Raw genomic sequence first — 24,420 nt, forward strand, 5'->3', positions numbered from 1 at the left:
CCACCTTTGGGGCCCGAGGGCGTCACAGACACACCCCTGCGGCGCCGCAACGCACGTGCGCGGTTGCACCGCCGGCGCGCTTCCCACTACGATGGCCGCGCTTTCTCTGCAGGGGACGACTTCGATGATTCCGATGATGACGACGCGCGCGCACGGTTCGACTCGGGTTTCGCTGGCGACGGCGATGGTGGTGGCAACGGTGTTGATGGGTTGCCCGGCTGGCGACGACGGCGACACCGGCAACGTATCCGCCTCGATCGGCAGCGCCGAGAGCAGCGGCTCCGCGAGCGCGAGCGCGAGCGCAACCGCGACCGAGGGCATGACCGGCCAGATGACGGCCGCGAGCATGACCGCGGGCAGCGAGGAGTCCGGCAGCTCGAGTGGTGGCCCGGTCGAGCCGCAGCCCAACGGCTCGACCTGCGAGGAGAACACCGAGTGCGAGTCGGGGTTCTGCTTCTACATCAGCCTCATCGGCGGCATCTGTGGCGAGTGCAACGCCGACGCCGATTGTCCCGCGGGCGGCTGCAGCCTGCCCAACCCGCTCGCGGAGCCGCCGACGGGCGCGCACTGCAACATGGGCGCGGCCGGCGACGGCTGCATGAGCGACGAGGTCTGCACCGACGGTCTGGTGTGCGCGTCGATCATCAACGTACCCAACATCCTCGACGCCTCGACCTGCAGCGAGTGTCTGACCGACGCCGACTGCGACATGGGCATGTTGTGCTCGCCGATGTACGACGTGCTCAACATCTCGGGCGAGAAGGTCTGCGTGGCGCCGGGCTCGGTGCCCAACGGCCAGGGCTGCGACTTCATGGGCTCGGGCGCGATGGCCTGCGAGTCGGGGCTGTGCGCGACCGTCGACATCATGACGTTGCTGCAGCTCGGTGTCTGCGGTGACTGCGGCGTCGATGCCGACTGCACCGCGCCCGACGTTTGCCTGCCGGCCGACATCGACACCGCCACCGGCGAGGTCACGCCGCCGACCTGCGGCGCCCCGGCGTAGCCGAGCCCAGCGGTGTCGGACCTGCTCGACGCTTCGGCGATGACCTTGGCCCGCTGGGTTCGCCAGCGGAAGGTCTCGCCGCGCGAGCTCGTCGATGCCCACATCGATCGCATCGGCGCGGTGAACCCCGCGCTCAATGCCGTCATCGCCCAGCGCTTCGACGCCGCCCGCCGCGAGGCCGAGCTCGCGCAGGCCCGGGTGATGTCGACCGACGATCCCGAGCAGCTGCCGCCGCTGCTCGGGCTGCCGTTCACGACCAAGGAGTACATCATGGCCGAGGGCATGCCGCTCTCGGCCGGCATCTGGTCGCGGCGCCACGTCGTCGCCGATCGCGACGCCGAGACCGTGCGTCGCCTGACCGCCGCGGGTGCGATCCTCGTGGGCATCACCAACGTGCCCGAGGGTGGTCTGTGGATGGAGACCTACAACCCGGTGCACGGCCGCACCGTGAACCCGTGGGATCCACGGCATGCCGCGGGCGGCAGCAGCGGTGGCGAGGCTGCGATCGTGACCGCCGGCGGCGTCGCGTTCGGGCTGGCCTCGGACATCGGCGGATCGATCCGCATCCCCGCCGCGTTCTGCGGCGCGGTCGGGCACAAGCCGAGCGGCCGCATGGTGCCCAACACCGGCTTCTGGCCGCAGGCCCACGGCGAGCTGTCGGCGTACCTCGGCTGCGGACCGATCACGCGGCGCGTCGAGGACGTGATGCCGATCCTGCGCGTGCTGGCGGGGCCCGACGGCGTCGATGAAGTGGTGCGCCCGTGGACGCTGGGCGATCCCGACGCGGTCGACCTGCGCGACGTGGTGGTGTACCCGACCGAGGGCAACGGCACCACGCGGATCGCCGACGTCACGCGAAGGGCGATCCGCGACGCAGCGCGGGCGCTGCAGGAGCGCGGTGCGACGATCGCCGAGCTCGATGCGCCGCGGATGAAAAAGGCGTTCCTGATCTGGAGCGCGATGATGACGGCCGCCGAGGGCCCCAGCTACGCCGAGGTGCTCGGCAACGGCACGCCGATCTCGGCCGGTCGCGAGTTCCTGCGCCTGCTCACCGGTCGATCGCGACACACGCTGCCGGCGGTCGCCGTCGTCGGACTCGAGCGCATCGCGGCGCGCTTGCCCGGTGCAATCGACAAGGCCATCGCCGACGGCCGCGCGCTGCAGGCCGAGCTCGAGCACACCCTCGGGCCGCGCGGCGTGATGCTGCATCCGCCGTACTCACGGCCCGCACCGCGCCACTTCGCACCGATGCTGACGCCGTTCGACTTCGTGTGCACCGGCCTCTTCAACGTGCTCGAGTTCCCCGCGACGGTGGTGCCGACCGGCTTTGCCGAGGGCCTGCCGTTGGCCGTGCAGGTCATCGCGCGACGCGGCAACGATCACCTCACCCTCGCGGTGGCCGGGGCCCTCGAGCAGGCCTTCGGGGGCTGGCGGCGGGCCGATCCCAGCTGGCGGCTGCCGGCCGCCGACCGCGTCTAGCCACGGCACTGGGCGGCACGCCTGCCGCGTGCGGGCGCCCTGCGCGCGACGGCGCCGAGCCGGCCCCACGCGACGGACCAAGCTCGCTGCAGGGGAGATCGCCCGCAGCCCCGAACCGGGCGGCGCGAATTCCGACGCGCCCCCCCAAGGAACTCGGCACGACCGCGCCGGGATGTGCTAACAACCTGCCCGCGCCACCCCTTGGCGCTTTGCGCATGAGCAGCGACGACGCAATCGAGTTCGAAGGAAAGGTCGTCGAGGTCCTCAGCGGCGGCACCTTCAAGGTCAACGTTGGCGAAGGACACGACGTGATCGCCAAGCTGGCCGGCAAGATGCGGCGCTATCGCATCCGCGTGGTGCTCGGCGATCGCGTCACCGTGGCGGTGTCGCCCTACGATCCGACCCGCGGTCGCATCACCTATCGTCCGCGCTGAGGCGCAGCCCCCGGCGTCCGGAGCGGCACGTCGTCGCCGGCGGTCGAGACGCCGCGTGCACCTCGATGCACGCGATGTGATCGAGCCCGCACGAACGTCGCCGCTTTGCCCATGGTTCTGGGCACATCCGTGAGCGCTCCCACGCGAAATCGAGGGACGCTTCGGTGCAACCCGGCTCGCGTCCGCGCGTCTTTCGTTGCGATGGCGGCAGGTCCCTTCGGGGGCTCACCGCGTGCATCGAGATGCGCCCCCTTGGCAGGGGTTGGGAGCGCTTGGACGTGGCAACGCAATACATCGAGGACATCCGCGCGCTCGCTCGGCAGTTCCGAGCCAACGAGCGCAACCTGACGTTGTACTTCCCGGACTTCGACGCGCCGCCGGCGACGCAGTCGTTCAATCGCGTGTTCGGACCCCCAGTCGGACTCACGCAGCGCGAGTGGCCGGTCTATCCGCGTCTGCGCGAGCTGCTGTCCGAGGCCGATGCGCTCGATCGCTGGGACCCGCGGGATCTCCGAATGGAGCACGTGTTCACCATCGATCTCGATGGCGTGCACCTCTACGGCGTTCCGCCGGGCGCGCGCGCAATGATGTTGTTCCTCAGCAACGCGAGCTATCACCGCGCGTTCCACTGGGACAATCCCGACACCGCGGTGCTGTTCCTCGGCGCCGACGAGGTCGCGCGGGGCCTGTTCCAAGGGCCGATCCCCGATCGCTCGCTACGACGATGGAGCCGTCGCTTCGCGCTCGCGGCGATCGACGTGCCCGGCGACGTGTTCGACCCCGAGGCGCAGGAGGACCCTCGCATCGCCGCGCTGCACGACGCGGTGTGGCAGGCACCTGCGCGCCTCGGTGGCCGCCCGATCTGGGTGCGCAACGACCAGACCACGCGGACCCCGACCGGTCCGTGGCGGCAGGTCGACACCAACCCCGGCATGAAGCTGGGGCTGCCGTCGTCGCCCGAGTTCCTCATGCAGTTCGAGCGCCGCTTCGCCGACGTCAACCTGGGCAACCAGGGCGTGATGTACGTGACCGGCCAGAGCGCGTGCTACCAGTCGTTCTGATCGCGCAGACTCGGGATCCCCGCAGCGACGCAGCGACGTCACACGCGGACGCGATCGCAAGTCCGCTCCGACGTGCGCTTGCACTGCGGCAATTCGCGACGTCGCGGGCGGCGAGGAGCGAGCGAGGGCCCATACTGGGGACATGAGTGCCAACGATCCCACCGTCGCCGAGTACATGACCGCCCTGCCCGCGACCGCCGACGTGGGCCTGCGCCTCGCGGACGCCGAGGAGCGCATGACGATGGACAACATCCGCCACCTCGTCGTGATGCGCGAGGGACACGTGGTCGGCGTGTTGTCGAACCGCGACATCGCGGTGGCGTTGTCGACGCCCGGCACCGACGCGAAGAAGCTGCTGGTCGGCGACGCGATGAGCGAGCGCCCCTATGCGTGCGCACCGACGACGCGGCTGAGCGAGGTCGCGCTCGCGATGGAGGCCAACCGCTGGGGCTGCGCGTTGGTAATCGAGGGCGACGACGTCGTCGGTGTGTTCACGACGACGGACGCGCTGCGGGCCCTGCGTGCGCTCGCCACCGGACGCCCCGCCGAGCCGGCCACGCGGGCGCAGCACATGCCACCCGCCGAGCCCGAGCCCCCGCGCCACTTCAAGCTGCCCAAGCACCGCCCGATCACGGTCACGACGGGCATCTTCAACGCCGGCTCCTGACGCCACGACGCCCGCGTTTGCGGGGGCAAAGCAGCGCCTGCTAGCGTGCCGACCGCGATGCAAGAGCCCCCACGAGGCCTCCACGCGGTCGTCCGTGCCCTGGCGAGCTCGCCTGTCGCCGCGCTCGAGCGCGGCGTCGAGCTGACGCCGCAGTCGTGGCCCGACGACGACGAGCTGCGCAGCGACGACGTCATCGTCGAGGTGCGCAGCGCCAACGTCGGCTGGGTCGACCTGTTGATGTCGAGCGGGCAGTACCAGCACGTGCCCGAGCTGCCCTACACGCCCGGCCTCGAGTACGCCGGCGAGATCGTGTGGCGGGGCCGCGACGTCACCGGCGTCGAGATCGGCGCGGGCGTGATCGCCGATGGGCTCTCGACCGGCCCGCGCTCGAAGGGCGCCCACCGCCGCTGGGGAGGCTTCGCCCGCTGGGCAGTGGCGCCGGCCGACGCGGTGTTGCCGTTGCCGTCATCGTTCTCCTTCGACGAAGGCGCGTGCCTGCTCGGCGGAGCCGAGACCGCCTACCACGCGCTGGTCCACCGCGCGCGTCTGCGGGCCGGCGAGACCGTGCTCGTGCTCGGTGCGACCGGCTCGACCGGCCTCGCCGCGGTCGCGCTGGCCAAGCTCCAAGGGGCGATCGTGATCGCAGCGGGTCGTTCACCCGAGAAGCTGGCGGTCGTGCGCGCGCAGGGTGCGGATCACGTGATCGTGCTCGGCGACGATGCGCCGCGGCTGTCCGCCGAGGTCAAGCGGATCACCGATGGCCACGGCGCCGACGTGGTCTACGACCCTGTCGGTGGCGACGCGTCGAGCGAGGGTCTGCGCGCGGCGGCCTACGGCGCCCGCGTGCTGGTGGTCGGCTGGGCCAGCACACCGCTGGTCGCTCGCGGCGGCCGTGATCCGAACACGCTGCCGACCAACCTCATCCTCATGAAGAGCCTCGATGTGCTGGGCTCACCCGCTGCGATCGCCGTGCACCGCGATCCCAGCGTGCGAGCCCGTCGACTCACCGACATCTTGGCGTGGGCCCGCGCCGGCCGCATGCGGCCGCACGTCGGCGCGCACTTCGAGCTCGGCGAGCTGAACGCGGCCCTGCGCGCGAAGTGGGAAGGTCGCTACGCCGGCAACGTCGTGGTGCGGCCCACCGCGGGGTGAGCTCGACGCCGGCCGGCACGACGCGCCGCAGAACCTCGTTTCACGGGTCCCCACGGGCACGCGTCCGCGCCCCTTCCCAAGCCCTCGCCGACCTCCTAGCGTAACTCTGCAATGAGTCACGTACGGTCTGGTTGGATGGCCCTCGCGCTGTCGCTCGCGGCGTGCCGCGGTGCGACCGGATCCGTCGCGGCCGACGGGGGCGCCGACGGCTCGGGCGACGGCAGCGACAGTGGCGAGGGCGACGACGGTGCTGACGCCGATGGCTGCGATGTCGCGCTCGATCGATCGCTGCGTCTGCTCACGCGCCGCGAGTACGAGGCGACGGTGCTGGCGCTGATTCCCACGAGCTCGATGCCGGCGGCCTGCGACCACGACGACGACTGCGCGCTGGCCCACGAGTCGTGCGTCGCGGGTGGCTGTCAGGAGGATCCGTGCCCGCTGCACACCTTCTCGTTTTCGGATCCTGCACACGCGTTCGCGCAGGTCCATGTCGCGGGGAGCTTCAACGACTGGGCGTCGACGGTCGCCGACGGCGGCTGGGAGATGCAGTGGGTCGCGTCCGCGGGCGCGTGGGTGACCAAGCGCGCGCTCGACGATGGCGAGCACGCGTACAAGCTCGTCGTCGACGGACTCTGGCAGACCGACCCCACCGCCGCCGCCAGCGCCCCGGATGGCTTCGGCGGCGAGAACTCGCTGCTGACGATCGCGTGCGTCGGCGTCACCGAAACGCCCGACCAGGACGAGCACCCCGCGGCCGCGTTCCCGGTCGAAGCCCGCGCACCGGGGTTCCCGTTCGACGACGGCGTCGAGTCGGGGTTGGTCACGTCGGTCCACGTCGAGCAGTACCTCCGCGCCGCCGAACGCCTCGCGTCGCGGTTGTTGGAGCAGCTCGACGCGCATCTGCCATGCGACCTCGAGAATGATGCTGCGGGCTGCACCGAGCAGTTCGTGCGCTCGTTCGGGCGGCGCGCATTCCGGCGGCAGCTCGACGACGAGGAGGTCGCACGCTACGTCGCGATCGCCGACGCGCAGCCCGACGCCCGTACCGGCATCGCGGTGATCGTGCGGGTGATGCTGAGCTCGCCGTTCTTCCTCTACCGCTTCGAGCTCGGGGCTCCCGACGCGCACGGCGTGCTGCGACTCGATGCCTACGAGATCGCCGGCGTGCTGGCATTCTCGCTGTGGGGACAGGCGCCGGACGACGCGCTGCTCGACGCGGCTGCGGCGGGCGGGCTGGACCGCACCGATGACATCGCCGCGCGCGCCCGGGCGATGCTCGAAGACCCGCGCGCGCGCGATCTGGTCGGTAGCTTCGCGACGCAGTGGCTCGACGTCGAGCACGTCTCCTCGCTGGTCAAGAATCCCGCGCGCCACCCCGAGTTCGACGCGTCGCTCGGCGCCGCGATGACCGAAGAATCGCGGACCCACGTCGTACGGCAGATCGTCGACGGTGCCGGCCACTTCCGCGATCTCCTGCTCGCGCCGACGAGCATCGTGTCTCCGGCGCTGGCTCGGCTGTACGGCGTCGATCCACCGGCCGCTGCGCAGGGCGAGGTCCAGCTGCCGAGCGAGCGTCGCGCCGGCATCCTCGGGCAGGCCGCGGTGTTGAGCCACCTCGCGTATGCCGATCGCACGTCGCCGGTGCGACGCGGCGTGTTCGTGCTCGAGCGCCTGCTGTGCCGCCCACCGCCGCCGCCGCCTGCCGACGTGCCGAGCATTCCCGAGGCCGGCGGCGGACAGACCGCACGCGACGTGCTCGAGCAACATACTGCGGATCCAGCCTGCGCTGGCTGCCACGACCTGATCGATCCGATCGGGCTTTCGTTCGAGCACTTCGACGCGATCGGTGGCTGGCGAGACGACGACAACGGCTCGACGATCGACGCACACGGAGCACTGCGCGAGCTCGACGGCGAGCCGGTCAGCTTCCAGAGTACGCCCGAGCTCGCAGCGCTGCTCGCCGAGAGCCGCGACGCCAACGCCTGCTTCGCGACCCAGGTGCTGCGCTTCGTGGGTGGCCGGCTCGAGACCCCCGAGGATGCGTGCGTGCAGGACTCGATGATCGATGCCTTCGCGGCCAGTGACGGCGACCTCCGCGACCTGTTCGTCAACACCGTCGTCCGATGGGCGACAGCAGCGAGGCGATGACCATGCCTGCACTCACACGACGACAGCTCCTGCGCAGGCTCGGCCCCACGGCGGCCGTGGCCCTGCCCTTCTTCGAAGCGCTGGGCGGGCGTCGAAGCCACGCGGCGGACAGCTTCGCGGATCGCATCCTCTTCTTGTACTTCCCCGATGGCGTCGCCGGCACGAGTCAGGACGGCGAGCCCAGCCTCTGGCACGCCGCCGGCAGCGAACACGACTTCGTGCTCGGTCCGCAGCTCGCACCGCTCGAGCCGTTGCGCGACCACTGCCTCTTCTTCCGCGGACTCTCGATGGGGCCCACCGACAGCGGCAGTCATCCCGGTGGCGCCAAGAAGCTGCTGACCGCGACCGATGGCGGCGCAGGCACCTCGATCGACCACGTCATTGCCAACGGCGTCGGTGCCGACGCGCCGTGGAAGCACCTCTACCTCGGCGCGGCCGCGACCGCCGACGGGGCCAGCGGCGACAAGCACATCAGCTATCCCACGCCGGGCATCAGCATCACACCCCAGGACGATCCGAACGCAGCGTTCGAGCTGCTGTTCGGTGTGCCGATGCGGCCGGGGGGCGACCAGGGTGGCGTCGACCCGCTCGCCGTCAGCGTCATCGACGGCGTGCTGGACGACATGGATCGCCTGCGCACGCGCATCGGCGACGTCGAAGCCAAGAAGCTCGACCTGCACCTCGAGTCGTTGCGCGAGGTCGAGAAGCGGATCAAGCACGGCGCACCGCGCGGTGGCGACTGCAGCGCGTCGCGTGTGGAGCCCGACCTCGGCCCTGCCGACCTCTTCGACCCGGGCCGCTTTCCCGAGGTGCTGCGGGCGCAGCTCGATCTCATGGTCGAAGCGATGGCATGTGGGCTGACGCGCGTGGGCGTGGTGCAGGCCTCGCACCACACGAGTGATCTCGTGATGAGCCGCTTCCCGGGTACACCCATGTTCGATCCCAGCTTCGACATGCGCAGCCATCAGGCCTCGCACTACGGTGCACACCACGATCCGACCCACGCGGAGTTCGTGGCGTATGTCGAGCAGCGGACGTGGTTCGCGCAGCAGTTCGCCGACCTCCTCGATGCGCTGGCGTCTCGACCCGAGCGCGACGGCACGATGCTCGATCACTCGATCGTGGTGCTGTGCACCGAGGTCTGCGACGGCAATACCCACTTGCACGAAGACATGCCGTTTGTCGTCGCCGGTGGTGCCAGCGGCCGCATCCATGGCGGACGCCTGCTGCAGCTCGATGGGCTCCGCCACGGGGCGCTGTGGGCCGCGCTCGCGCAGGCCATGGGTGCCGACCTCGCGAGCTTCGGCGACGCCGGCACCCCCGCGCTCAACGGGCTCTGACGCGACGCCTTCGCACGCACACGAGCAGCCACGCCAGCGCGGCTGCGCTGCTCGGCGCCGTGCGGTCGGGCGAGCTCGCGCAGCCGCAGCCGCGACCGAGCAGGTCGTCGGTCTGACCGAGCTCGCCTCCGCTGCTCGATGACGAGCCCTCGCTGGTGCCGTCGCCGCCGGTGTCGAGCGAAGGTGGTGGTGGCGGCACGGCGTCGGACGAGTCCGAGGGGAGCTCACCGACCTCGCCGCCATCGAGCGAGTCGCCGCCGTCCCCCGTCGCGCTCGCGCTCCCGCTCGCGCTCGCGCTCGCGGAGCCATCGGTGCCGTCGCCTCCGGTGTCGGCTTGACCGGTGTCGCCGCCGGTGTCGTCACCTCCGGTGGGATCGAACGGCTCGGCGAACGGCTCGCACACCTCGACGCCACCCGCCAGCACGCCACCGCTGCAGCCGTTGGCCCACGAGCCGATGTCGTGGTGGATCTCGGTGGGGAAGCTGCCGCAGCCGGGCCCGCCCACGAACACGCCGGCGTCGTGGCATGGCGTCAGATCAAAGCCGAGTGAAGACTCGAGCCAGTCGACCACGAGCGAGCCGTTGCCGTACACGGCCCCGGTGCCGCACACGTTGCCCGGCTGCACCGGCGGCGGCAGACCGCCGGGATCGTAGAGGTACGAGCCGGTCCCGAACACGCGCCAGGTGCCGTCGGCCAGGTGCACGAACGCGGGCCCGCCGGAGTCGCCGAAGCAGGCCGACTGCGAGCCGTTGGGCCCGACCAACGCGACCGAGCCCTCGCCCGGATCGATCGCGTCGATGGTCTGGGTGGTGAACCGCTTGCGACCGACGCCCTCGGTGTAGTCGACCTCGCCCTGGTCGTCGACGGTCGCGAAGCTGCTGCCGAAGCCGACGATGACGACCTCCTGGCCGATCGCGAGCGTATCGAGCTCGCAGCCCGCGAGCAGCGGCGTGATCTCGAGGCCGACCGGCGCCTGCAGCAGGCAGAAGGCGACGTCGTGGCTGCCCGTCTGCGCGTAGTCGGGGTGGGCCTCGCAGAACGCGGTGTCGAGGATCGCCGCCGGCGCACCGGTCTCGGGCGCGTGCTCACCGAGGCCAACGGCGTCGATGGGGGCCTCGGGCACGATGCAGTGCGCCGCGGTCATCACGACCTGCGGGTGGATGAGCGTGCCCGAGCAGATCGTCGACGAGCCACCGAAGCTCAGCATCGACACCACCTGCGGAAACTGACAGGCGCTCGCATCCACGCCGCCGACGATCGGCAGCGGCGCCGGGGCGTCGCTGACGAACCCGTCGACGGAGGGGCTCATCCACACCAGGGTCACGAGGGGCCAGGGCGTCATCGGTGCATGGGCTATGGCCGCGAGCCCGCCGATCCTTACAACACCGACACGCAATCGTCGGGGCCGCACCATCGCGGCGCCCACGACCGCCCCTCGTCCCGGCTCACACGCACTGCGAGGTCGGGTGCTCCTGCGCGTGGAAGCAGTGCAGCTCGTAGTAGCCCGGCCCAGGGTTGGGATCGAAGGTCAGATGATCGACACGGCATTCGACGGTGTCGCCGGTGAAGAGGCCGGGCTCACCGTGGGCGAAGCCAGCGCAAGCCGCCTGACAGTCGGCTTCGTCCGCGTAGACCTCCACGTCCGGGATCTCTTGGCAGTGCGCGAGGAACTCGGTGCAGTACTGCGTACACTCGGGCGACGGCGCGACGCCCGAGTCGCTGCTCGAGCCACCGCTGCTCGACCCCCCGCTGGCCTCGCTGCCGCTCGATTCGCCGACCGCCCCGCTGCTGCCCTCGGCGTGCGTGGTGCCGCCGGTGCTGCCGCCATCACCCGTCGACCCCTGCGAGCCGACGCCGTCGCTGGAACCGCCGCTGGTGGCGACCTCCGTGGTCCCGCCCGAGTCGGCGCCGGTGGTGCTCTCGTCCCCCGGCGCAGCGCCACAGCCCGCGATCACCATCACCCACGCCACCATCATGTGCTTCGAGTCCATGTCCATCACCCCTCGCGTCGGCATCGGCGACGCGCCTGACTTCGGGCTGCAGCCTACGGGGCGGACACGACGCGGGGCGGATCCACTTCGCCGATCTTCGCAGGTACCACCTTCGCGATCGGCAGGGCCTTGGCAAGCCGCCCGACGGCCTCGCGCAGCCGCGTGGGGTCGAGGCCGGCGAAGCCGAAGCGTGCGTGCGCGACCGGGCCATCGTCGAGCGACAGACTGCGACCGGTCGCGAACGACACCCCGGCCAGCAGCGCACGTCGATGCCACAGCTCGACGTCGACCTCGGGTGCCACCGCGGCCCAGATCGCGGTGCCCCGGGTCGGCACCTCGAAGCTCAGCACCGCCGCGAGTCGCTCGCGTAGCGCCGCGACGAGGGCGTCGCGGCGACGCAGGTAGAGCCCGTGCATGCGTCGGGCGTGACGGCGAAGATCGCCGTCCTCGATGAGCTCGGCGATCGCGGCGTGCAAGGCGTGATCGCCCTGCCGATCGATCGCGCTACGCCATCTCGCCATCCGCTGCAGCATGGCGGCTGGCGCGATCGCGAGGCCGACGCGGACCCCGGGCGCGAGGTCCTTCGAGAGCGAGCCGATGTAGACCACCGCGCCGTCGCGATCGTCGGCGGCCAGCGGCCGCACCGGCGGCCCCTCGAACACGACCTCGCCGTCGAAGTCGTCTTCGATCACCGCCAGACCGCAGCGGGCCGCCAATGTCAGCAGCGCGGCGCGCCGGCGTGGCGACAGCACCACGGCGGTGGGATGTTGATGACGCGGCGTGACATACACCGCGCGTACGTGACGTCGCGCGCACAGCCGCGCGAGCGCGTCGACGTCGAGACCTTCGCCATCGACGGGCACGCCCACCAGCTCTGCCCCGGTCGCGCGCAGGGTCGCGAACACCGGCCGATGCCCCCACGCCTCGACCGCGATCACGTCGCCCGGCACCACCAGCGCCCGCGCGGCGAGGTGGATCGCCATCTGGCTGCCATTGGTGACGAGCACGTCGGCGGCGGTGGCGACCACGCCGCGCTCGCGCGCGAGCATCTCGGCCAGCGCCGCGCGCAGGCGGGGATGCCCGAACGTGAGTGTGCCGTCGCGACGATCGGCGTAGTCGAGCACGCGCTCGCCCTCGTTGGCGAGCGCCCGTCGATAGGCGCGGGCGAGTGCGACACGGGGCACCTCGCGCGGATCGGGTAGGTGACCCAGGTGCAGCACCCCGGCGACGCCGGCGTCCGCGACCGAGGTGATCGCGTCGCAGGCCCCGAGCGCGTAGCTGGGCGCGCGGGGCCGGGTCGTCGATACGGACGACGCCGGCAGACTGGCGGCGACGCGGCTGCCGCGACCGATCGCGCTATCGATCCAGCCGTCGGCCTGTAGCTCGCGATACGCCGCGATCACGGTGTTGCGATGGACGCCGAGGGCATCCGCGAGGCTGCGTGAGCCGGGCAGCGGCGCGCCGGCCGGCAGGCGCCCGCGTCGGATGTCGCCGATCAACGCCGCGACCACCTGGCGATAGAGCGGGCCCTCGCCGGGATCGAGCACCAGCTGCAGCGGCCGCGCCAATGGCCCGCTGCCTACGCGCGAGGCCGCGCGTGCTTACACGCGCGACATCCTCGATGCGGACGACGCCGTGCTCGAGCTCGGCGCGCGACCTGCTCGACGACGCGATGCTCGAGCTCGGCGCGCACGACATGCTCGGCGCGCGCGAGCTCGAGGCTCTAATCTCGCGGATGACCGCGGAGCTGTGCGACGAGCCTCGGGTGGTGAAGCCGCGTCGCCCGGTTGCGTCGGGGATTTGACCGCGCCGACCGCACGCGCGAGGCTCCCGCGTTGGCCATGCGCGCGCTCGAAAAGCCCGATCACGGATTGCTGCTGCTTCGCCTCGGGCTCGGCGGCATGTTCCTCACCCACGGCTGGCCCAAGCTCGCCGGCGGCGCGACCAAGTGGGCCGGGCTCGGCAAGGCGATGGCCCAGCTGGGCATCGACTTCTGGCCCACCGCGTGGGGCTTCGCAGCCGCGTGCTCGGAGTTCTTCGGCGGGCTGTTGTTCGCGACCGGGCTGCTGTTCCGGCCGGCGTGCGCGGCCCTGGTCGGCACCATGGTCGTGGCCGCGACCATGCACCTGCGTGGCGGCGACGGCCTGCAGGGCGCATCCCATGCGATCGAGGCCGGGATCGTCTTCGCGGCGATGATCCTCGTGGGGCCGGGTCGCTACGCGATCGATGCCCGACGCAAGTGACGAGCAGTACTAGCCCCCGGCGCCGTCGTCCGGCGCCGTCGGCAAGAACGGCGCGCTGGGATCGGGCGGCGGTGGCGGCTTCTTGGTGGGCCCGTCGAGCAACGGCGGCTGTTGACGCTTCAGCGGCGGCGGCTTGTCGGGGAGCGGCTCGCTCACCGGCTCGGGCTCCTCCTCGTCGACCGGCGCCGCCGATGCATCCTTGGGCGCCGCGGTGGGCCGCTTCTTGTAGGGCTTGAGCTTGGCGTCGATGATCGGGTTGTCGCCCTCGACCACGTCGACGCTCTCGCGCCACGGCGCGTGGCCGGGCGCGTTCACCTCGATGGTGTGGGTGCCCGGGACGATCATCGCGTCGAGCGGGGTCGCACCGACGTCCACGCCGTCGACGACGACGCGCGCGCCCACCGGCCCACGCACCGCGACCCGACCCCGCAAAGCCGCACCGGTGATGGGAATCGGCGCGTGATCGACCGGCGCATCGGCATCCGCGTTGGGCTGTGCGCCGCCGGCATCATCGGGCCGCGCGGCCTCGGCGGCCCCGAGCCCGGCCTCGGCCGCAGCGACCGTGGTCGGTGAGGTGCGCGGCGGCGCGAAGAGGATCCACGCCGACATGCCACCGACCAACAACGCGCAGATGCCCACCACCACGAGGTAGCGCCGTCGCACCGGCAGCGCCGTCGGCAGCGGGCGGCTCTCGGCCCGCAGCGCACCGGTGCCGCCATCGACGATCGCGACCGGGGCTCCGAGCTCGCGCACGCCGCCCTGCCCGGCGTCGGCGATCACCTCGGGTTCGATCTCCGGCTCGAGCTCCTCGATGCCGGACTCGAGCACCTCGACGACGCCGTCGTCGTCGTCGTTCTCCGGGCGCGCGTTCGCGGCGGCGAGCGGCTCGCTATTGCGGCGCTCGGTGACGGGCTGCGTGGGCACCCGCACCGGTGGCACCGCACCGGTCGGCTGCACGCGCGGCTGGACCCCGGAGATGTCGGGGCCCGACGGGCGATGCGGACGGGGCAGCGGGGCCGCCGACAGGCTCGCGCTCGGCTCGAGCGGCAGCTGCTCGGCCGGCTCGACGACCGCGTCGGACCGCACCACCGGCTTGGTCCACTCGGAACTCGGCGGCCCACCGTCCTCGCGATCGCGATCCTCTCGGTAGGCCTTCATCGCCGCACGGCTCTCGTCGTTCGTCAGCGGCAGCACGAACAACCGCGGCGGCACGCACTCGAACAGCGTCTCGGCGATCTCGTTGGCGTCGGCGGGGCGCCGCGCGGGATCCTTCTCGAGGCACTGGTGCACCAGCGCGATCAGGCGCTCGGGCACGTTGTGGCCGGCCGGCAGACACTCGGCCAGCGACTTGGGCGTGCCGTGGACCTGGTTGTAGAGCAGCGCACCGTCGTTCTCGCCTTGGATCGGCGACTCTCCGGCGAGCATCAGATAGAACAGCACGCCGAGTGCGTAGACATCGACCCGCGCGTCGACCGGCTCACCCTTGATCTGCTCGGGCGCCAGGTAACCCGCGGTGCCGATCACGTGGGACTTGGTCGCCTCCTCGTCGTCGCCGTCGACGAGCTTCGCGAGCCCGAAGTCGAGCAGCTTGACGAAGTTCATCTTGCCGTCGCGCTCGCACAGCATGATGTTGGCGGGCTTGATGTCCCGCAGCATCAGGTTGCGATCGTGGGCGTAGCCGACCGCGGCCAGGGTCTGCGCGGCGATCGGCGTGAACTCCTGCAGCGACAGCCGACCGCGCCGACGCAGGAAGCGTCGTAGCGGCTCGCCGTCGAGGTACTCCATCGCGATGTAGCCCTGCGCACGGTCGTGACCGCACTCGACCAGCTGCACGATGTTCGGGTGCACCAGCTGGCGCAGTCGCTCGCCTTCCTGCTCGAAGCGCGCGACCGAGAGGCTGTCCTCGAGCAGGTGCGGCGCGAGCAACTTCACCACCACCGGCTGCGACGCCACGATGTCGTCGGCGAGGTAGACCAGGCCCATGCCGCCGCGACCGATCAGCCGCTCGATGCGAAAGCGACTCGCGAGCTTCGATCCGATGAACGGATCGAGCGCTCGCTTCGGTTCGGCTCGGGTCGAGGTCGACATCGTCTCATCCGTCGGCGCCACGCCCTCGAAGGACCGCGGGGCCACACACAGCCGGACGCATCCGACTGCAGCGCATTTTCCACGTTTCGTGGAGGTTCGCCAGCAGGCACCGTACAAAAAACGACCCGGGTGAGCGCGGGTGCACGGGGGGTCGCGAGCATCGCGACATGGCTGGTCCTGCTCATGGTCCGGCTCATGGTCCGGCTCATGGTCCGGCTCATGGTCCGGCTCATGGTCCTGCCCATGGTCCGGCTGCGAGAGGGTCTGGTGCTGCGGTTGGCCTCGCGGTTTGGGGGTAGACTCCGCGCGACGACCCGCGTGGACACCCGCGAACGCAGCGATGGACCGCCAGTGACCGCTTCGACCGACCCCACCACGACCGCAACCCCGGCACGGTCGCCGACGCGCGAGGGCGCCCCCGAACGGCCGCGCGCGGGGGTTCCCACCAGCGACCAGCGAGCCAACGCACGCACGACCCGGGTGGTCGTGGTCGGGGGCGGATTCGCGGGGCTCGAGGCCGCCAAGGCCCTCGGAGCGGCCGGCGACGGCGTCGAGGTGGTGCTCATCGATCGCCGCAACCATCACCTGTTCCAGCCGTTGCTCTACCAGGTCGCGATGGCGGGGCTGTCGCCCGCGGACATCTCGATGCCGATCCGGGCGGTGCTCGAGCGGCATCGCAACGTGTTCGTGCGCCTGGGCGAGGTCACCGACGTCGACTTGGCCGCACGCGTCGTCCACGCGGACACCGGCGACGTGCCCTACGACTACCTGGTGATGGCCTGCGGGGCCACGCACAGCTACTTCGGGCGCGACGAGTGGGAGGAGTTCGCGCCGGGCCTCAAGACCCTCGAGCACGCCACCGAGATCCGTCGTCGGGTGCTCACCGCGTTCGAGCTCGCCGAACTCGAGCCCGACAAGCTGCGGCGCCGGGAGCTGCTGACGTTCGTGGTGGTCGGCGGCGGCCCGACCGGGGTCGAGCTCGCCGGCGCGCTCGGAGAGCTGAGCCGACACACCCTCAGCCGCGACTTCCGCAGCGTCGATCCTGGCAGCACGCGGGTGATCCTGATCGAGGGCGGCCCGCGGGTGCTGCCGAGCTTCGACATCGAGCTGTCGCAGTCGGCCGCGCGCAGCCTCGAGAAGCTCGGCGTCACCATCTGGACCGACACCCGGGTGACCCACATCGACGGCCACGGCGTGCGTGCCGGCGACGAGACCGTGCGCGCCGCGACGGTGCTGTGGGCCGCGGGCGTGCGCGCTTCGCCGCTCGGGCGAGTGCTCCGGGTGCCCTGCGATGGCGCGGGTCGGGTGATCGTGGAGCCCGATCTCAGCATCCCCGGTCACCCCGAGGTGTTCGTCATCGGCGATCAAGCCTACTGCGAGTCGAACGGCGAGCCGATCCCCGGCCTCGCACCGGCGGCGACGCAACAGGGCCGCGCGGCCGCGAAGGCCATCCTCGCCGACCGTCGCGGCCACGCGCGTGAACCCTTCGCCTACTTCGACAAGGGCACGATGGCGACCATCGGCCGCGCCCGCGCGGTCGCGCAGAGCCACGCATTCAAGCTCGACGGCTTCGTCGCGTGGATGGCGTGGTGCTTCGTGCACATCTTCTATCTCATCGGCTTCCGCAACCGCATGCTCGTGTTCCTGCAGTGGGTGTGGTCGTATGTTCGCTACCGTCGCGGCGCGCGACTCATCACCCAGCGCGAGTGGAAGCTGGTCGAGCCGACCATCGAGGCCGGCACCGCGAGCCCGGCGGCCACCGCCGCCGCGGCCGCCGAGGCACGGCCGTGACCGGTCCCGGCGGCACCGTGCCGGCCTCGCCACGCGCGGCCAACTCCGGTCGCCACGCGGTCGTCCCCCAGGGCACGCCGGTGTTCGACGTGCGCGGGCTGAGCAAGGCTTTCGGGCCGCGTGCGCTGCTCGATGCCGCCGACCTGCAGGTGTGGCCGGGCGAGACCCTGGCCATCATCGGCGAGAGCGGCTCCGGCAAGAGCGTGTTCCTCAAGCTGCTCGCCGGCCTGCTGGAGCCCGACGCCGGCAGCGTGTGGTTCAAGGGCCAGAACATCGCAGAGTTCGATCGCGCTGGGATCAGCCGCATGCACCGCGAGATCGGCTACGTGTTCCAGAGCGACGCCATGTTCGACTCGATGACCGTGCTCGACAACGTCGGCTACGCGCTGCGCGAACACACCAACCAGAGCGACGAGGAAATCCGTGCGCGCGCGACCGAGTGCATCACGCGGGTCGACCTCAAGGTCGAGGACCTCGAGAAGTACCCCGCGGCGCTCTCCGGCGGCATGCGCAAGCGCGCCGCACTGGCCCGCGCGATCGCGATCAAGCCCGAGGTCGTGCTCTACGACGAGCCGACCCAGGGCCTCGACCCGCAGAACATCACGCGCATCGCCGAGATGATCGAAGAGCTGCAGCACGAGCTGCCCTGCACCAGCGTGGTCGTGACCCACGACATGCGCACGGCGTTCGGGGTCTCGAATCGCATCGCACTGCTGCACGAGGCCCGCTTCGCGGTCATCGGCACCCCCGAAGAGCTGATGCGATCGTCCGATCCCGCGGTGCGGGCGTTCATCGACGACGCGATGGAGGAGCTCGAGGAGCTCTTCGAAGAGGGTGTGCTCGCGGCCCGGACCTGAGGGTCACGGCGCGGGCGCGTCGGTGCTCGGCGCCACCGGGCCCTCGATGGCGTCGCTGGGCCCGTCGAACGGGCTGACCGCGCCGGCGGTGGCGCGGCAGGCCGCGAGGATCCTGCGCACGTGCGGCGAGCGGGCCTGCTGCACGATGAAGTCGCGGGCACGCGCCCGCACCTCCGGGCCCGGCGAGTGACGGCAGTCGACCACGATGCGAAAGGCCTCGCGCGCGTGCGCGCGCTGCGAGTCGGGGAACTCGCGCGCGTGCTGCTCGAGGGCCTCGGCGGCGGCAACCCAGTCGCCGCGGTCCATCGCCTTGCGCGCGCGCACGAGCAGGACCTCCCCGGGCTCCTGGGCGACGGCCGCGTCGGCGGTGGCAGCTGCGACCGAGCTCGGGGCAGCGCGCGCGGTTTGTCTGGGCGGCACGGGCTGCGGCACCCGCACGAGCGGCGGTCCGACCATGGGTCGCTGCACGACGGGCGCGGCCGCGGGCGTCGGTGGCAGCTCGGCGGGGAGCGGCTCGACCGCCGCCGCCTCGCCCGGCGCCGGCGGAATCGTCGGCCCGCCGCCTTGCGACGCGCCGCGGCGCTGCGCGGGCACGCGACGATCCACGATGCCGCCCTGCACGGCATCGCGGGGCTGCGCGCCGTCGACCGCCGCATCGTGACGACGCTCGCCGACGCGGTGGGCCAGCCGACCCGTGAGCGCCTCGAGGGCAAGCACGGCCAGCAACGCCGCGGCGATGGCGAACACTGCGACCCACAGCAGCGAGCGCGTCGACGCCGGCAGCGTCGACGACGTGGCCCGCGCGTCCGAGCCACCCGCGAAGCGCAGCGGCCGCTCGGCGGTCGCGACGATCGACAGCTCGTCGCCGACCCGGCGCAGACGTGCGAGCACGCGATCGCTTCGCGACGGCGGCGCAGCATGGGCCCGGCGATACGCGGCCACCAGCAGCGCACGCGGATCGGTCAGGCCGTCGGACTCGTCATCGTGGGCCATCGGCGCTCCTTGGCTCGGTGGCGCCGAGCCGTTGCACGTAGCGGTCGAACTCGATCCGGGCCGAGCGCAGACGGGCGTACATGGTGTTGGCGTTGACCTCGAGCGAGCGGGCGGCGTCGATCACCGACACGCCCTCGACCTCGCACAGCAAGAACACGATGCGCTTGTCCTCGGGCAAGCCGGCCAGGAACGCCTCCATGAGCGCCGCGGCCTCGCCGAGCTCGAGTTGCTGCTCGGGCAACGCCGGCGCCATCGGCGGTTCGACGTGCTCGAGCCGCCGACGGTCGCGCGCGATCTTCCGGTGGGCGTGCATCGCGATGTTGCAGGTGATGCCCGCCAGCCACGGCCGCACCGCGCGACCGGGCTCGAGCGTCTCGAGTCGACGGCGCACCACGAAGAACACGTCGTGCACGACGTCGTCGATCCACGCGTCGGGGACCCCCATGGCCCGCGCGACCCGCCACACGAAGTCGACCTGCGCGCGGTAGAGCGCCGCGAAGGCGCGCTCTTCGAGCACGGGTGGAATGGGCGTGGACATGGGCCGGGGGTCACGCGCGCCGCGGAACTCGCGGCATGCGAAGGCAGTTTCCCGCGCCCGTCCGAATCCGTGTCGACGGCGGTCGGATCGCGATTCGCACCGGCTGCGGCCGCAGCGGCGCCACCGCGAACGCGGGGGACCCGGCATGGGCCGCTTGCGCAGACCCCGGCACGACCGCACGTGGTTGTGCAGGACCATGCCGACCCCGCCGACCGAATCCGAGCCCGTCCGCCGCAGCCGCGGCGGCGCCTGGCTGACGCTGCTGCTCGGCGTCGTGCTGCTGCTGCTGGTGTTCACGTCGGCGCCCGAGCTCGGCGAGAGCTGGTCGCACGCCATGCTGTCGCGCGCACCGCTGTCGGTGGTCGCGCTGCTGCTGGTGGTCGCGGCCGTGGCCACGCTGCGCTGGACCCCGACGTCACCGCCGGCGCCACAGCGCACGCTGAGCGACGCCTCGACTCAGTTGTAGCGCTTGCCGTCGGCGGCGTCGCCGTGCTCGTCGCCGCCCTCGGCGGCGAACGAGAAGGTCAGCTCGCCGTCCTTCTCGTCGACGTGCACGCTGCCGCCCTTCTCGAGCTTGCCGAACAGCAGCTCGTCGACGAGCTTGCCGTTGATGTGCTCGTCGATCGTGCGGGTCATCGGGCGTGCGCCGTAGACCTTGTCGAAGCCCTTGCGCGCGACCCAGGCCCGCGCGCCCTCGCTGAAGGTGATGCGGACGTTGCGGTCGGCCAGCTGCAGCTCGAGCTCGCCGAGCATCTTGTCGGCCACGCGCTGGATCACCGTCTCGTCGAGCGGGCGGAACGACACCACCTTGTCGAGGCGGTTGCGGAACTCGGGCGTGAAGGTGCGCTCGATCGCCTTGAGGCTGTCGGCGGCCTGCGGGCCCTCGTCGGAGAAGCCAACCTTGCGCGCGCTGATCTCGTGCGCGCCGGCGTTGCTGGTCATGATGAGGATGATGTTGCGGAAGTCGGTCTTGCGGCCGGTGGTGTCCGTCAACGTCGCGTTGTCCATGACCTGCAGCAGCACCGCGAAGATGTCGGGGTGCGCCTTCTCGATCTCGTCGAGCACCAGCACCGCGTGGGGCTGCTTGGTGACGGCGTCGGTGAGCAGGCCGCCCTGATCGAAGCCGACGTAGCCGGGCGGGGCGCCGATGAGGCGGCTCACGCTGTGCTTCTCCATGTACTCGCTCATGTCGAAGCGCAGGAACGGCAGCGCCAGCAGTCGCGCCAGCTGCTTGGCGAGCTCGGTCTTGCCGACGCCGGTGGGGCCCGCGAACAAGAACGAGCCGATCGGCTTGTCGGCGCGCGAGAGACCTGCACGGGCGCGCTTGATCGCGTGGGCGACCGTCTTCACGGCGTCCAGCTGGCCGTAGATCACCTCGCCGAGTCCCTCCTCGAGGCGCGCGAGCACGCGGCGATCGTCGGTCGAGACCGACTTGGGCGGGATGCGGGCCATGCGAGCGATCACGGCCTCGATCTGCTGCACGTCGATGATGGTCGGCTTCGGCGCGTCGGCGGCGGTCGGGGTGTCGTCGCTGAACTCGTGGGCGCGCTCGCCGATCGGCGGCTCGGTGGTCAGCGCGTCGTTGAGCGAGATCTCGGGCACCGCGGCGCCGAGCCGGGCAGCCGCCCCCGTCTCGTCCATCACGTCGATGGCGGAGTCGGGCAGGTGGCGATCACGCAGGTACTTGTGGGCCAGCTCGACCGCGGCCTGCAGCGCCTCGGGGGTGTACTGCACGTTGTGGTGGCGCTCGTAGACCTCGCGCAGGCCTTGGAGGATCAGCAGGGTCTCCTCCTTCGACGGCTCGACGATCTCGACCTTCTGGAACCGCCGCGCCAGCGCGGCGTCGCGCTCGAACGACGACTTGAAGTCCTTGAACGTGGTCGATCCGATGCAGCGCAGCGCGCCCGACGACAGCGACGGCTTGAGCAGGTTGCTGGCGTCCATCGAGCCGCCCGAGGTGGCGCCGGCGCCGACCACGGTGTGGATCTCGTCGATGAAGAGGATCGCGTCGGGGTCGGACTCGATGGCCGCGATCACGGCCTTCAAGCGCTCCTCGAACTGGCCGCGGAACTTGGTGCCGGCCAGCACCGCGCCCATGTCGAGCGAGTAGATGTGCGCGTCCTTGATCGCCGCGGGGACCTTGCCCTCGTGCACGCGCAGCGCGAGACCCTCGACGACGGCGGTCTTGCCGACGCCGGGCTCGCCGACCAGCACGGGGTTGTTCTTGCGGCGGCGGCACAGCACCTGGATCACGCGCAGCACCTCGGACTCGCGTCCGATGAGCGGCTCGATCTTGCCGGCCGCGGCCTTGGCCGCGAGGTCGACCGCGTAGGCGGTCAGCGGATCGTCGGCGACGTCGCCACCGTCGGCGTCCTCGCCCCCGGTGGGCCCACCGCCCGGCCCGGCCCCGGGCCCGCCGCGCCGCGCGAGGGTGTTCGGCGCCGACTTCGAGATGCCGTGGGAGATGAACAGCGTGACGTCGCGCCGCGTGATGCCGTGGTTGCCGAGGATGTAGACGGCGTGGGACTCGGGCTCGGCGAACAACGCGACCAGCAGGTTGGCGCCGGTGACCTCGCGCTTGCCCGCGCCCTGCACGTGATAGACGGCGCGCTGCAGCACCCGGCCGACCCCGATGGTCTGATGGCAGGTGAACGCCGCGCCCTCGGGAATCCGCTCCATCGTCTGATCGAGGAACTCCTCGATCTCGCCGCGGATCGCGTCGGGGTTGCCACCGCAGCCGCGGATCACCCGCTGCGCGCTCGGATCGTCGACCAACGCCAGCAACAGGTGCTCGAGCGTCAGGTACTCGTGACGCCGTCGCTGGGTGTCCTCGATGGCGTGGTTGATGGTCTCCTTGAGCTCGTCACTCAGCATCGTCTTCGTCTTCCGGTTCCATCGACGCCATGAGCGGATGGTCGTTCTTGCGCGCGAGCAAGTGGACCTGCGCGACCTTGGTCTCGGCGATCTCGTGGGTGTAAACCCCCGCGACGCCCTGGCCGTGGTGGTGCACGTGCAGCATCACGGCGGTGGCCTCCGACTCGCTGCGGTGGAACACCGTCTCGAGCAGACGCACGACGAAGTCCATCGGCGTGTAGTCGTCGTTGTGCAGGACCACGCGATACATCCGCGGTCGCTTGACCTTCTTCTCCTCGCGTTCCCGCAGGGCTACGCCGGTCTGCCGCTCTTCGTCGCGTCGCTCGCTCATGCGCTCTCGCCTGATTCCACCAGTCTCGCGAGCAGTCTAGCAAACCATGGCCCGCACCCAAGGCTGCTCGTTCGGGCCGGTTCGAACGCCGGGAGCTACCGTCACGGGTGGGCTGGCGGCGCATCTCGGGTTGTCAGGTCGCGAGCCATGGCGTAAGACGGGCGGCTGGGATGGGGCTACACGTCGTCTCGACTCGCTCGCTGTCGAGCGTCGATCCCGCGGCCTGGGACGCGCTGCAGCACCACGGCAGTCCGTTCCTCGAACACGGCTTCCTGCGCGCGCTCGAGCGATCGCGATCGATCGGGCCCGGGTCGGGCTGGGATCCCCACTATCTCCTGGCCGAATGGGTGGGTCCGGACGCGGCCGCGGATGGGCCGCGTGAGCTGGTCGGTGCGCTGGCCTGCTTCGTGAAACACCACAGCTACGGCGAGTACATCTTCGACTTCCCGTGGGCACGCGCGGCCCAGCGCAGCGGCATTCGCTACTACCCCAAGCTGGTGGTCGCGGCCCCGGTGACACCCGCGACCGGCCCGCGCGTGCTGCTGCGCGGCGCCGACGGACGGGCGCCCGCGCCGACGACGGTCGCCGACGCGCTGATCGAGGCCGCACGGGGGCTCGCCGACGACGCCGACTGCTCGTCGATCCACTGGTTGTTCCACCGCGAGGACGAGGCCCCGCTGCTCGAGCGCCACGGCTTCGTGTCGCGGGCCAGCTTCCAGTACCACTGGCGCAACCCCATCGCGACCGGGGGCTACCCCGACTTCGAGGCGTTCCTCGCGGGGCTGACCTCGCGCAAGCGCAAGCAGATCCGCAAGGAGCGTGCGCGGGCCCAAGCCGCGGTCGACGACATCGCGTGGATCCCCGGCGACCAGCTCGACGACGACGACATCGCCGCGATCGATCGCTTCTACCGCAACACCACCGACGATCACGGCGGACAGGACTACCTGCGACCGGGCTTCTTCGAGGCCCTGCGCGAGACGCTGCCGCATCGCATCGCATGGGTGCGTGCGCGACGGGATGGCCGAACGATCGCCGGCGCGCTGTACCTCGAGACCGACGCAGCGCTGTACGGCCGCTACTGGGGCGCCGATCTCGCGATCGAGTTCCTCCACTTCGAGCTCGCCTACTACCAGGGCATCGAGCGTTGCATCGCACGCGGCCTGCCGCTGTTCGAGGCCGGGGCACAGGGCGAGCACAAGCTGCTGCGTGGGTTCGCGCCGTCGCCGACCCACAGCGCGCACTGGATCCGCCACCCGGGCCTGCGTGACGGCGTGCTGCGCTTCCTCGCCGAGGAGCGTCGCGCGGTCGCCGAGGCCAGCGCGGAGCTGGCCACGCTGCAGCCCTACAAGCACGCCGAGGCCGGGCGCGAGTCCACCGATCCAAACGACGATCCCTGACACGAACGACGATCGGTGGCGCGATGGCGC

General features: G+C 71.4%; 22 protein-coding genes. 14 read left to right on the plus strand and 8 right to left on the minus strand.

Features of this window, described 5'->3' with window-relative positions; translation table 11 throughout:
* Positions 1-184: 184 nt before the first annotated feature.
* From IPH07_22030 to IPH07_22065, 8 genes are all read left to right on the plus strand, one after another.
* On the plus strand, positions 185-1,003 hold the full coding sequence (locus IPH07_22030; GenBank protein ID MBK6920094.1) for a hypothetical protein: 819 nt from the start codon (positions 185-187) through the stop codon (positions 1,001-1,003).
* A gap of 21 nt (positions 1,004-1,024) precedes the next feature.
* The gene (locus tag IPH07_22035) at positions 1,025-2,482 is read left to right on the plus strand and encodes an amidase (GenBank protein MBK6920095.1); all 1,458 of its coding nucleotides are present in this window, start codon (positions 1,025-1,027) and stop codon (positions 2,480-2,482) included.
* 215 nt (positions 2,483-2,697) lie between these two features.
* Positions 2,698-2,916: a translation initiation factor IF-1 gene (gene infA, locus IPH07_22040; GenBank protein ID MBK6920096.1), complete on the plus strand. Its 219-nt coding sequence runs from the start codon at positions 2,698-2,700 to the stop codon at positions 2,914-2,916.
* 278 nt (positions 2,917-3,194) lie between these two features.
* Positions 3,195-3,977 carry a hypothetical protein gene (locus tag IPH07_22045; GenBank protein ID MBK6920097.1) on the plus strand — a complete coding sequence of 261 codons (783 nt, stop codon included), beginning with the start codon at positions 3,195-3,197 and terminating at the stop codon, positions 3,975-3,977.
* Positions 3,978-4,119: 142 nt separating this feature from the next.
* Positions 4,120-4,644: a CBS domain-containing protein gene (locus IPH07_22050; GenBank protein MBK6920098.1), complete on the plus strand. Its 525-nt coding sequence runs from the start codon at positions 4,120-4,122 to the stop codon at positions 4,642-4,644.
* A gap of 57 nt (positions 4,645-4,701) precedes the next feature.
* Positions 4,702-5,796: an NADPH:quinone oxidoreductase family protein gene (locus IPH07_22055; protein ID MBK6920099.1), complete on the plus strand. Its 1,095-nt coding sequence runs from the start codon at positions 4,702-4,704 to the stop codon at positions 5,794-5,796.
* A gap of 135 nt (positions 5,797-5,931) precedes the next feature.
* Positions 5,932-7,944 (plus strand): DUF1592 domain-containing protein, encoded by a 2,013-nt coding sequence (locus IPH07_22060; GenBank protein ID MBK6920100.1) that lies wholly within the window; start codon positions 5,932-5,934, stop codon positions 7,942-7,944.
* 2 nt (positions 7,945-7,946) lie between these two features.
* On the plus strand, positions 7,947-9,284 hold the full coding sequence (locus IPH07_22065) for a DUF1552 domain-containing protein (GenBank protein ID MBK6920101.1): 1,338 nt from the start codon (positions 7,947-7,949) through the stop codon (positions 9,282-9,284).
* Here IPH07_22065 and IPH07_22070 read toward each other — a convergent pair.
* The 3 genes from IPH07_22070 to IPH07_22080 all read right to left on the minus strand — a co-directional run bounded on the left by IPH07_22070 (position 9,271) and on the right by IPH07_22080 (position 12,843).
* Complete coding sequence (locus tag IPH07_22070) at positions 9,271-10,626, minus strand: trypsin-like serine protease (protein MBK6920102.1); 1,356 nt, start codon at positions 10,624-10,626, stop codon at positions 9,271-9,273. The two genes, IPH07_22065 and IPH07_22070, sit on opposite strands and share 14 nt — an antisense overlap.
* 103 nt (positions 10,627-10,729) lie before the next feature.
* The gene (locus IPH07_22075) at positions 10,730-11,275 is read right to left on the minus strand and encodes a hypothetical protein (GenBank protein MBK6920103.1); all 546 of its coding nucleotides are present in this window, start codon (positions 11,273-11,275) and stop codon (positions 10,730-10,732) included.
* Between the two features lie 53 nt (positions 11,276-11,328).
* Positions 11,329-12,843, minus strand: a complete 1,515-nt coding sequence (locus IPH07_22080; GenBank protein MBK6920104.1) for a PLP-dependent aminotransferase family protein — start codon at positions 12,841-12,843, stop codon at positions 11,329-11,331.
* A 53-nt stretch (positions 12,844-12,896) separates the two neighbouring features.
* Between IPH07_22080 and IPH07_22085 the strand changes: the two genes are divergently transcribed.
* Together IPH07_22085 and IPH07_22090 are read left to right on the plus strand one after the other, a co-directional pair.
* Positions 12,897-13,079: a hypothetical protein gene (locus IPH07_22085; GenBank protein MBK6920105.1), complete on the plus strand. Its 183-nt coding sequence runs from the start codon at positions 12,897-12,899 to the stop codon at positions 13,077-13,079.
* Positions 13,080-13,116: 37 nt separating this feature from the next.
* Positions 13,117-13,518: a DoxX family protein gene (locus tag IPH07_22090; GenBank protein ID MBK6920106.1), complete on the plus strand. Its 402-nt coding sequence runs from the start codon at positions 13,117-13,119 to the stop codon at positions 13,516-13,518.
* 9 nt (positions 13,519-13,527) lie between these two features.
* Here the strand turns inward: IPH07_22090 and IPH07_22095 are convergent, their stop codons facing one another.
* The gene (locus IPH07_22095) at positions 13,528-15,606 is read right to left on the minus strand and encodes a serine/threonine protein kinase (protein ID MBK6920107.1); all 2,079 of its coding nucleotides are present in this window, start codon (positions 15,604-15,606) and stop codon (positions 13,528-13,530) included.
* A gap of 243 nt (positions 15,607-15,849) precedes the next feature.
* Here IPH07_22095 and IPH07_22100 point away from each other — a divergent pair, with 243 nt between their 5' ends.
* Positions 15,850-17,397: an NAD(P)/FAD-dependent oxidoreductase gene (locus tag IPH07_22100; protein MBK6920108.1), complete on the plus strand. Its 1,548-nt coding sequence runs from the start codon at positions 15,850-15,852 to the stop codon at positions 17,395-17,397.
* Positions 17,394-18,254: an ATP-binding cassette domain-containing protein gene (locus tag IPH07_22105; GenBank protein MBK6920109.1), complete on the plus strand. Its 861-nt coding sequence runs from the start codon at positions 17,394-17,396 to the stop codon at positions 18,252-18,254. Before IPH07_22100 ends, IPH07_22105 begins: the two co-directional genes overlap by 4 nt.
* A gap of 3 nt (positions 18,255-18,257) precedes the next feature.
* Here the strand turns inward: IPH07_22105 and IPH07_22110 are convergent, their stop codons facing one another.
* Both IPH07_22110 and IPH07_22115 read right to left on the minus strand, forming a co-directional pair.
* Positions 18,258-19,247 carry a hypothetical protein gene (locus IPH07_22110; GenBank protein ID MBK6920110.1) on the minus strand — a complete coding sequence of 330 codons (990 nt, stop codon included), beginning with the start codon at positions 19,245-19,247 and terminating at the stop codon, positions 18,258-18,260.
* Positions 19,234-19,785, minus strand: coding sequence for a sigma-70 family RNA polymerase sigma factor (locus IPH07_22115; protein MBK6920111.1), 552 nt, complete (start codon positions 19,783-19,785; stop codon positions 19,234-19,236). Before IPH07_22115 ends, IPH07_22110 begins: the two co-directional genes overlap by 14 nt.
* A gap of 196 nt (positions 19,786-19,981) precedes the next feature.
* Between IPH07_22115 and IPH07_22120 the strand changes: the two genes are divergently transcribed.
* A complete protein-coding gene (locus tag IPH07_22120; protein MBK6920112.1) occupies positions 19,982-20,251 on the plus strand; it encodes a hypothetical protein in 270 nt (89 codons plus the stop codon).
* Here the strand turns inward: IPH07_22120 and clpA are convergent.
* Both clpA and clpS read right to left on the minus strand, forming a co-directional pair.
* Positions 20,242-22,659, minus strand: a complete 2,418-nt coding sequence (gene clpA, locus IPH07_22125) for an ATP-dependent Clp protease ATP-binding subunit ClpA (GenBank protein ID MBK6920113.1) — start codon at positions 22,657-22,659, stop codon at positions 20,242-20,244. The genes IPH07_22120 and clpA overlap by 10 nt on opposite strands.
* Positions 22,649-22,990, minus strand: a complete 342-nt coding sequence (gene clpS, locus IPH07_22130; GenBank protein ID MBK6920114.1) for an ATP-dependent Clp protease adapter ClpS — start codon at positions 22,988-22,990, stop codon at positions 22,649-22,651. The genes clpA and clpS overlap by 11 nt, the downstream gene beginning before the upstream one ends.
* A 170-nt stretch (positions 22,991-23,160) precedes the next feature.
* On the opposite strand from clpS, the gene IPH07_22135 reads away from it, so the two are divergent.
* Entirely contained in the window at positions 23,161-24,390 is a 1,230-nt protein-coding gene (locus IPH07_22135; GenBank protein MBK6920115.1) for a GNAT family N-acetyltransferase, read from the plus strand.
* Positions 24,391-24,420: the final 30 nt, after the last annotated feature.

This window comes from Deltaproteobacteria bacterium (assembly GCA_016709225.1).
In the GTDB taxonomy this organism is placed as follows: domain Bacteria; phylum Myxococcota_A; class Polyangia; order Nannocystales; family Nannocystaceae; genus Xiheibacterium; species Xiheibacterium phototrophicum.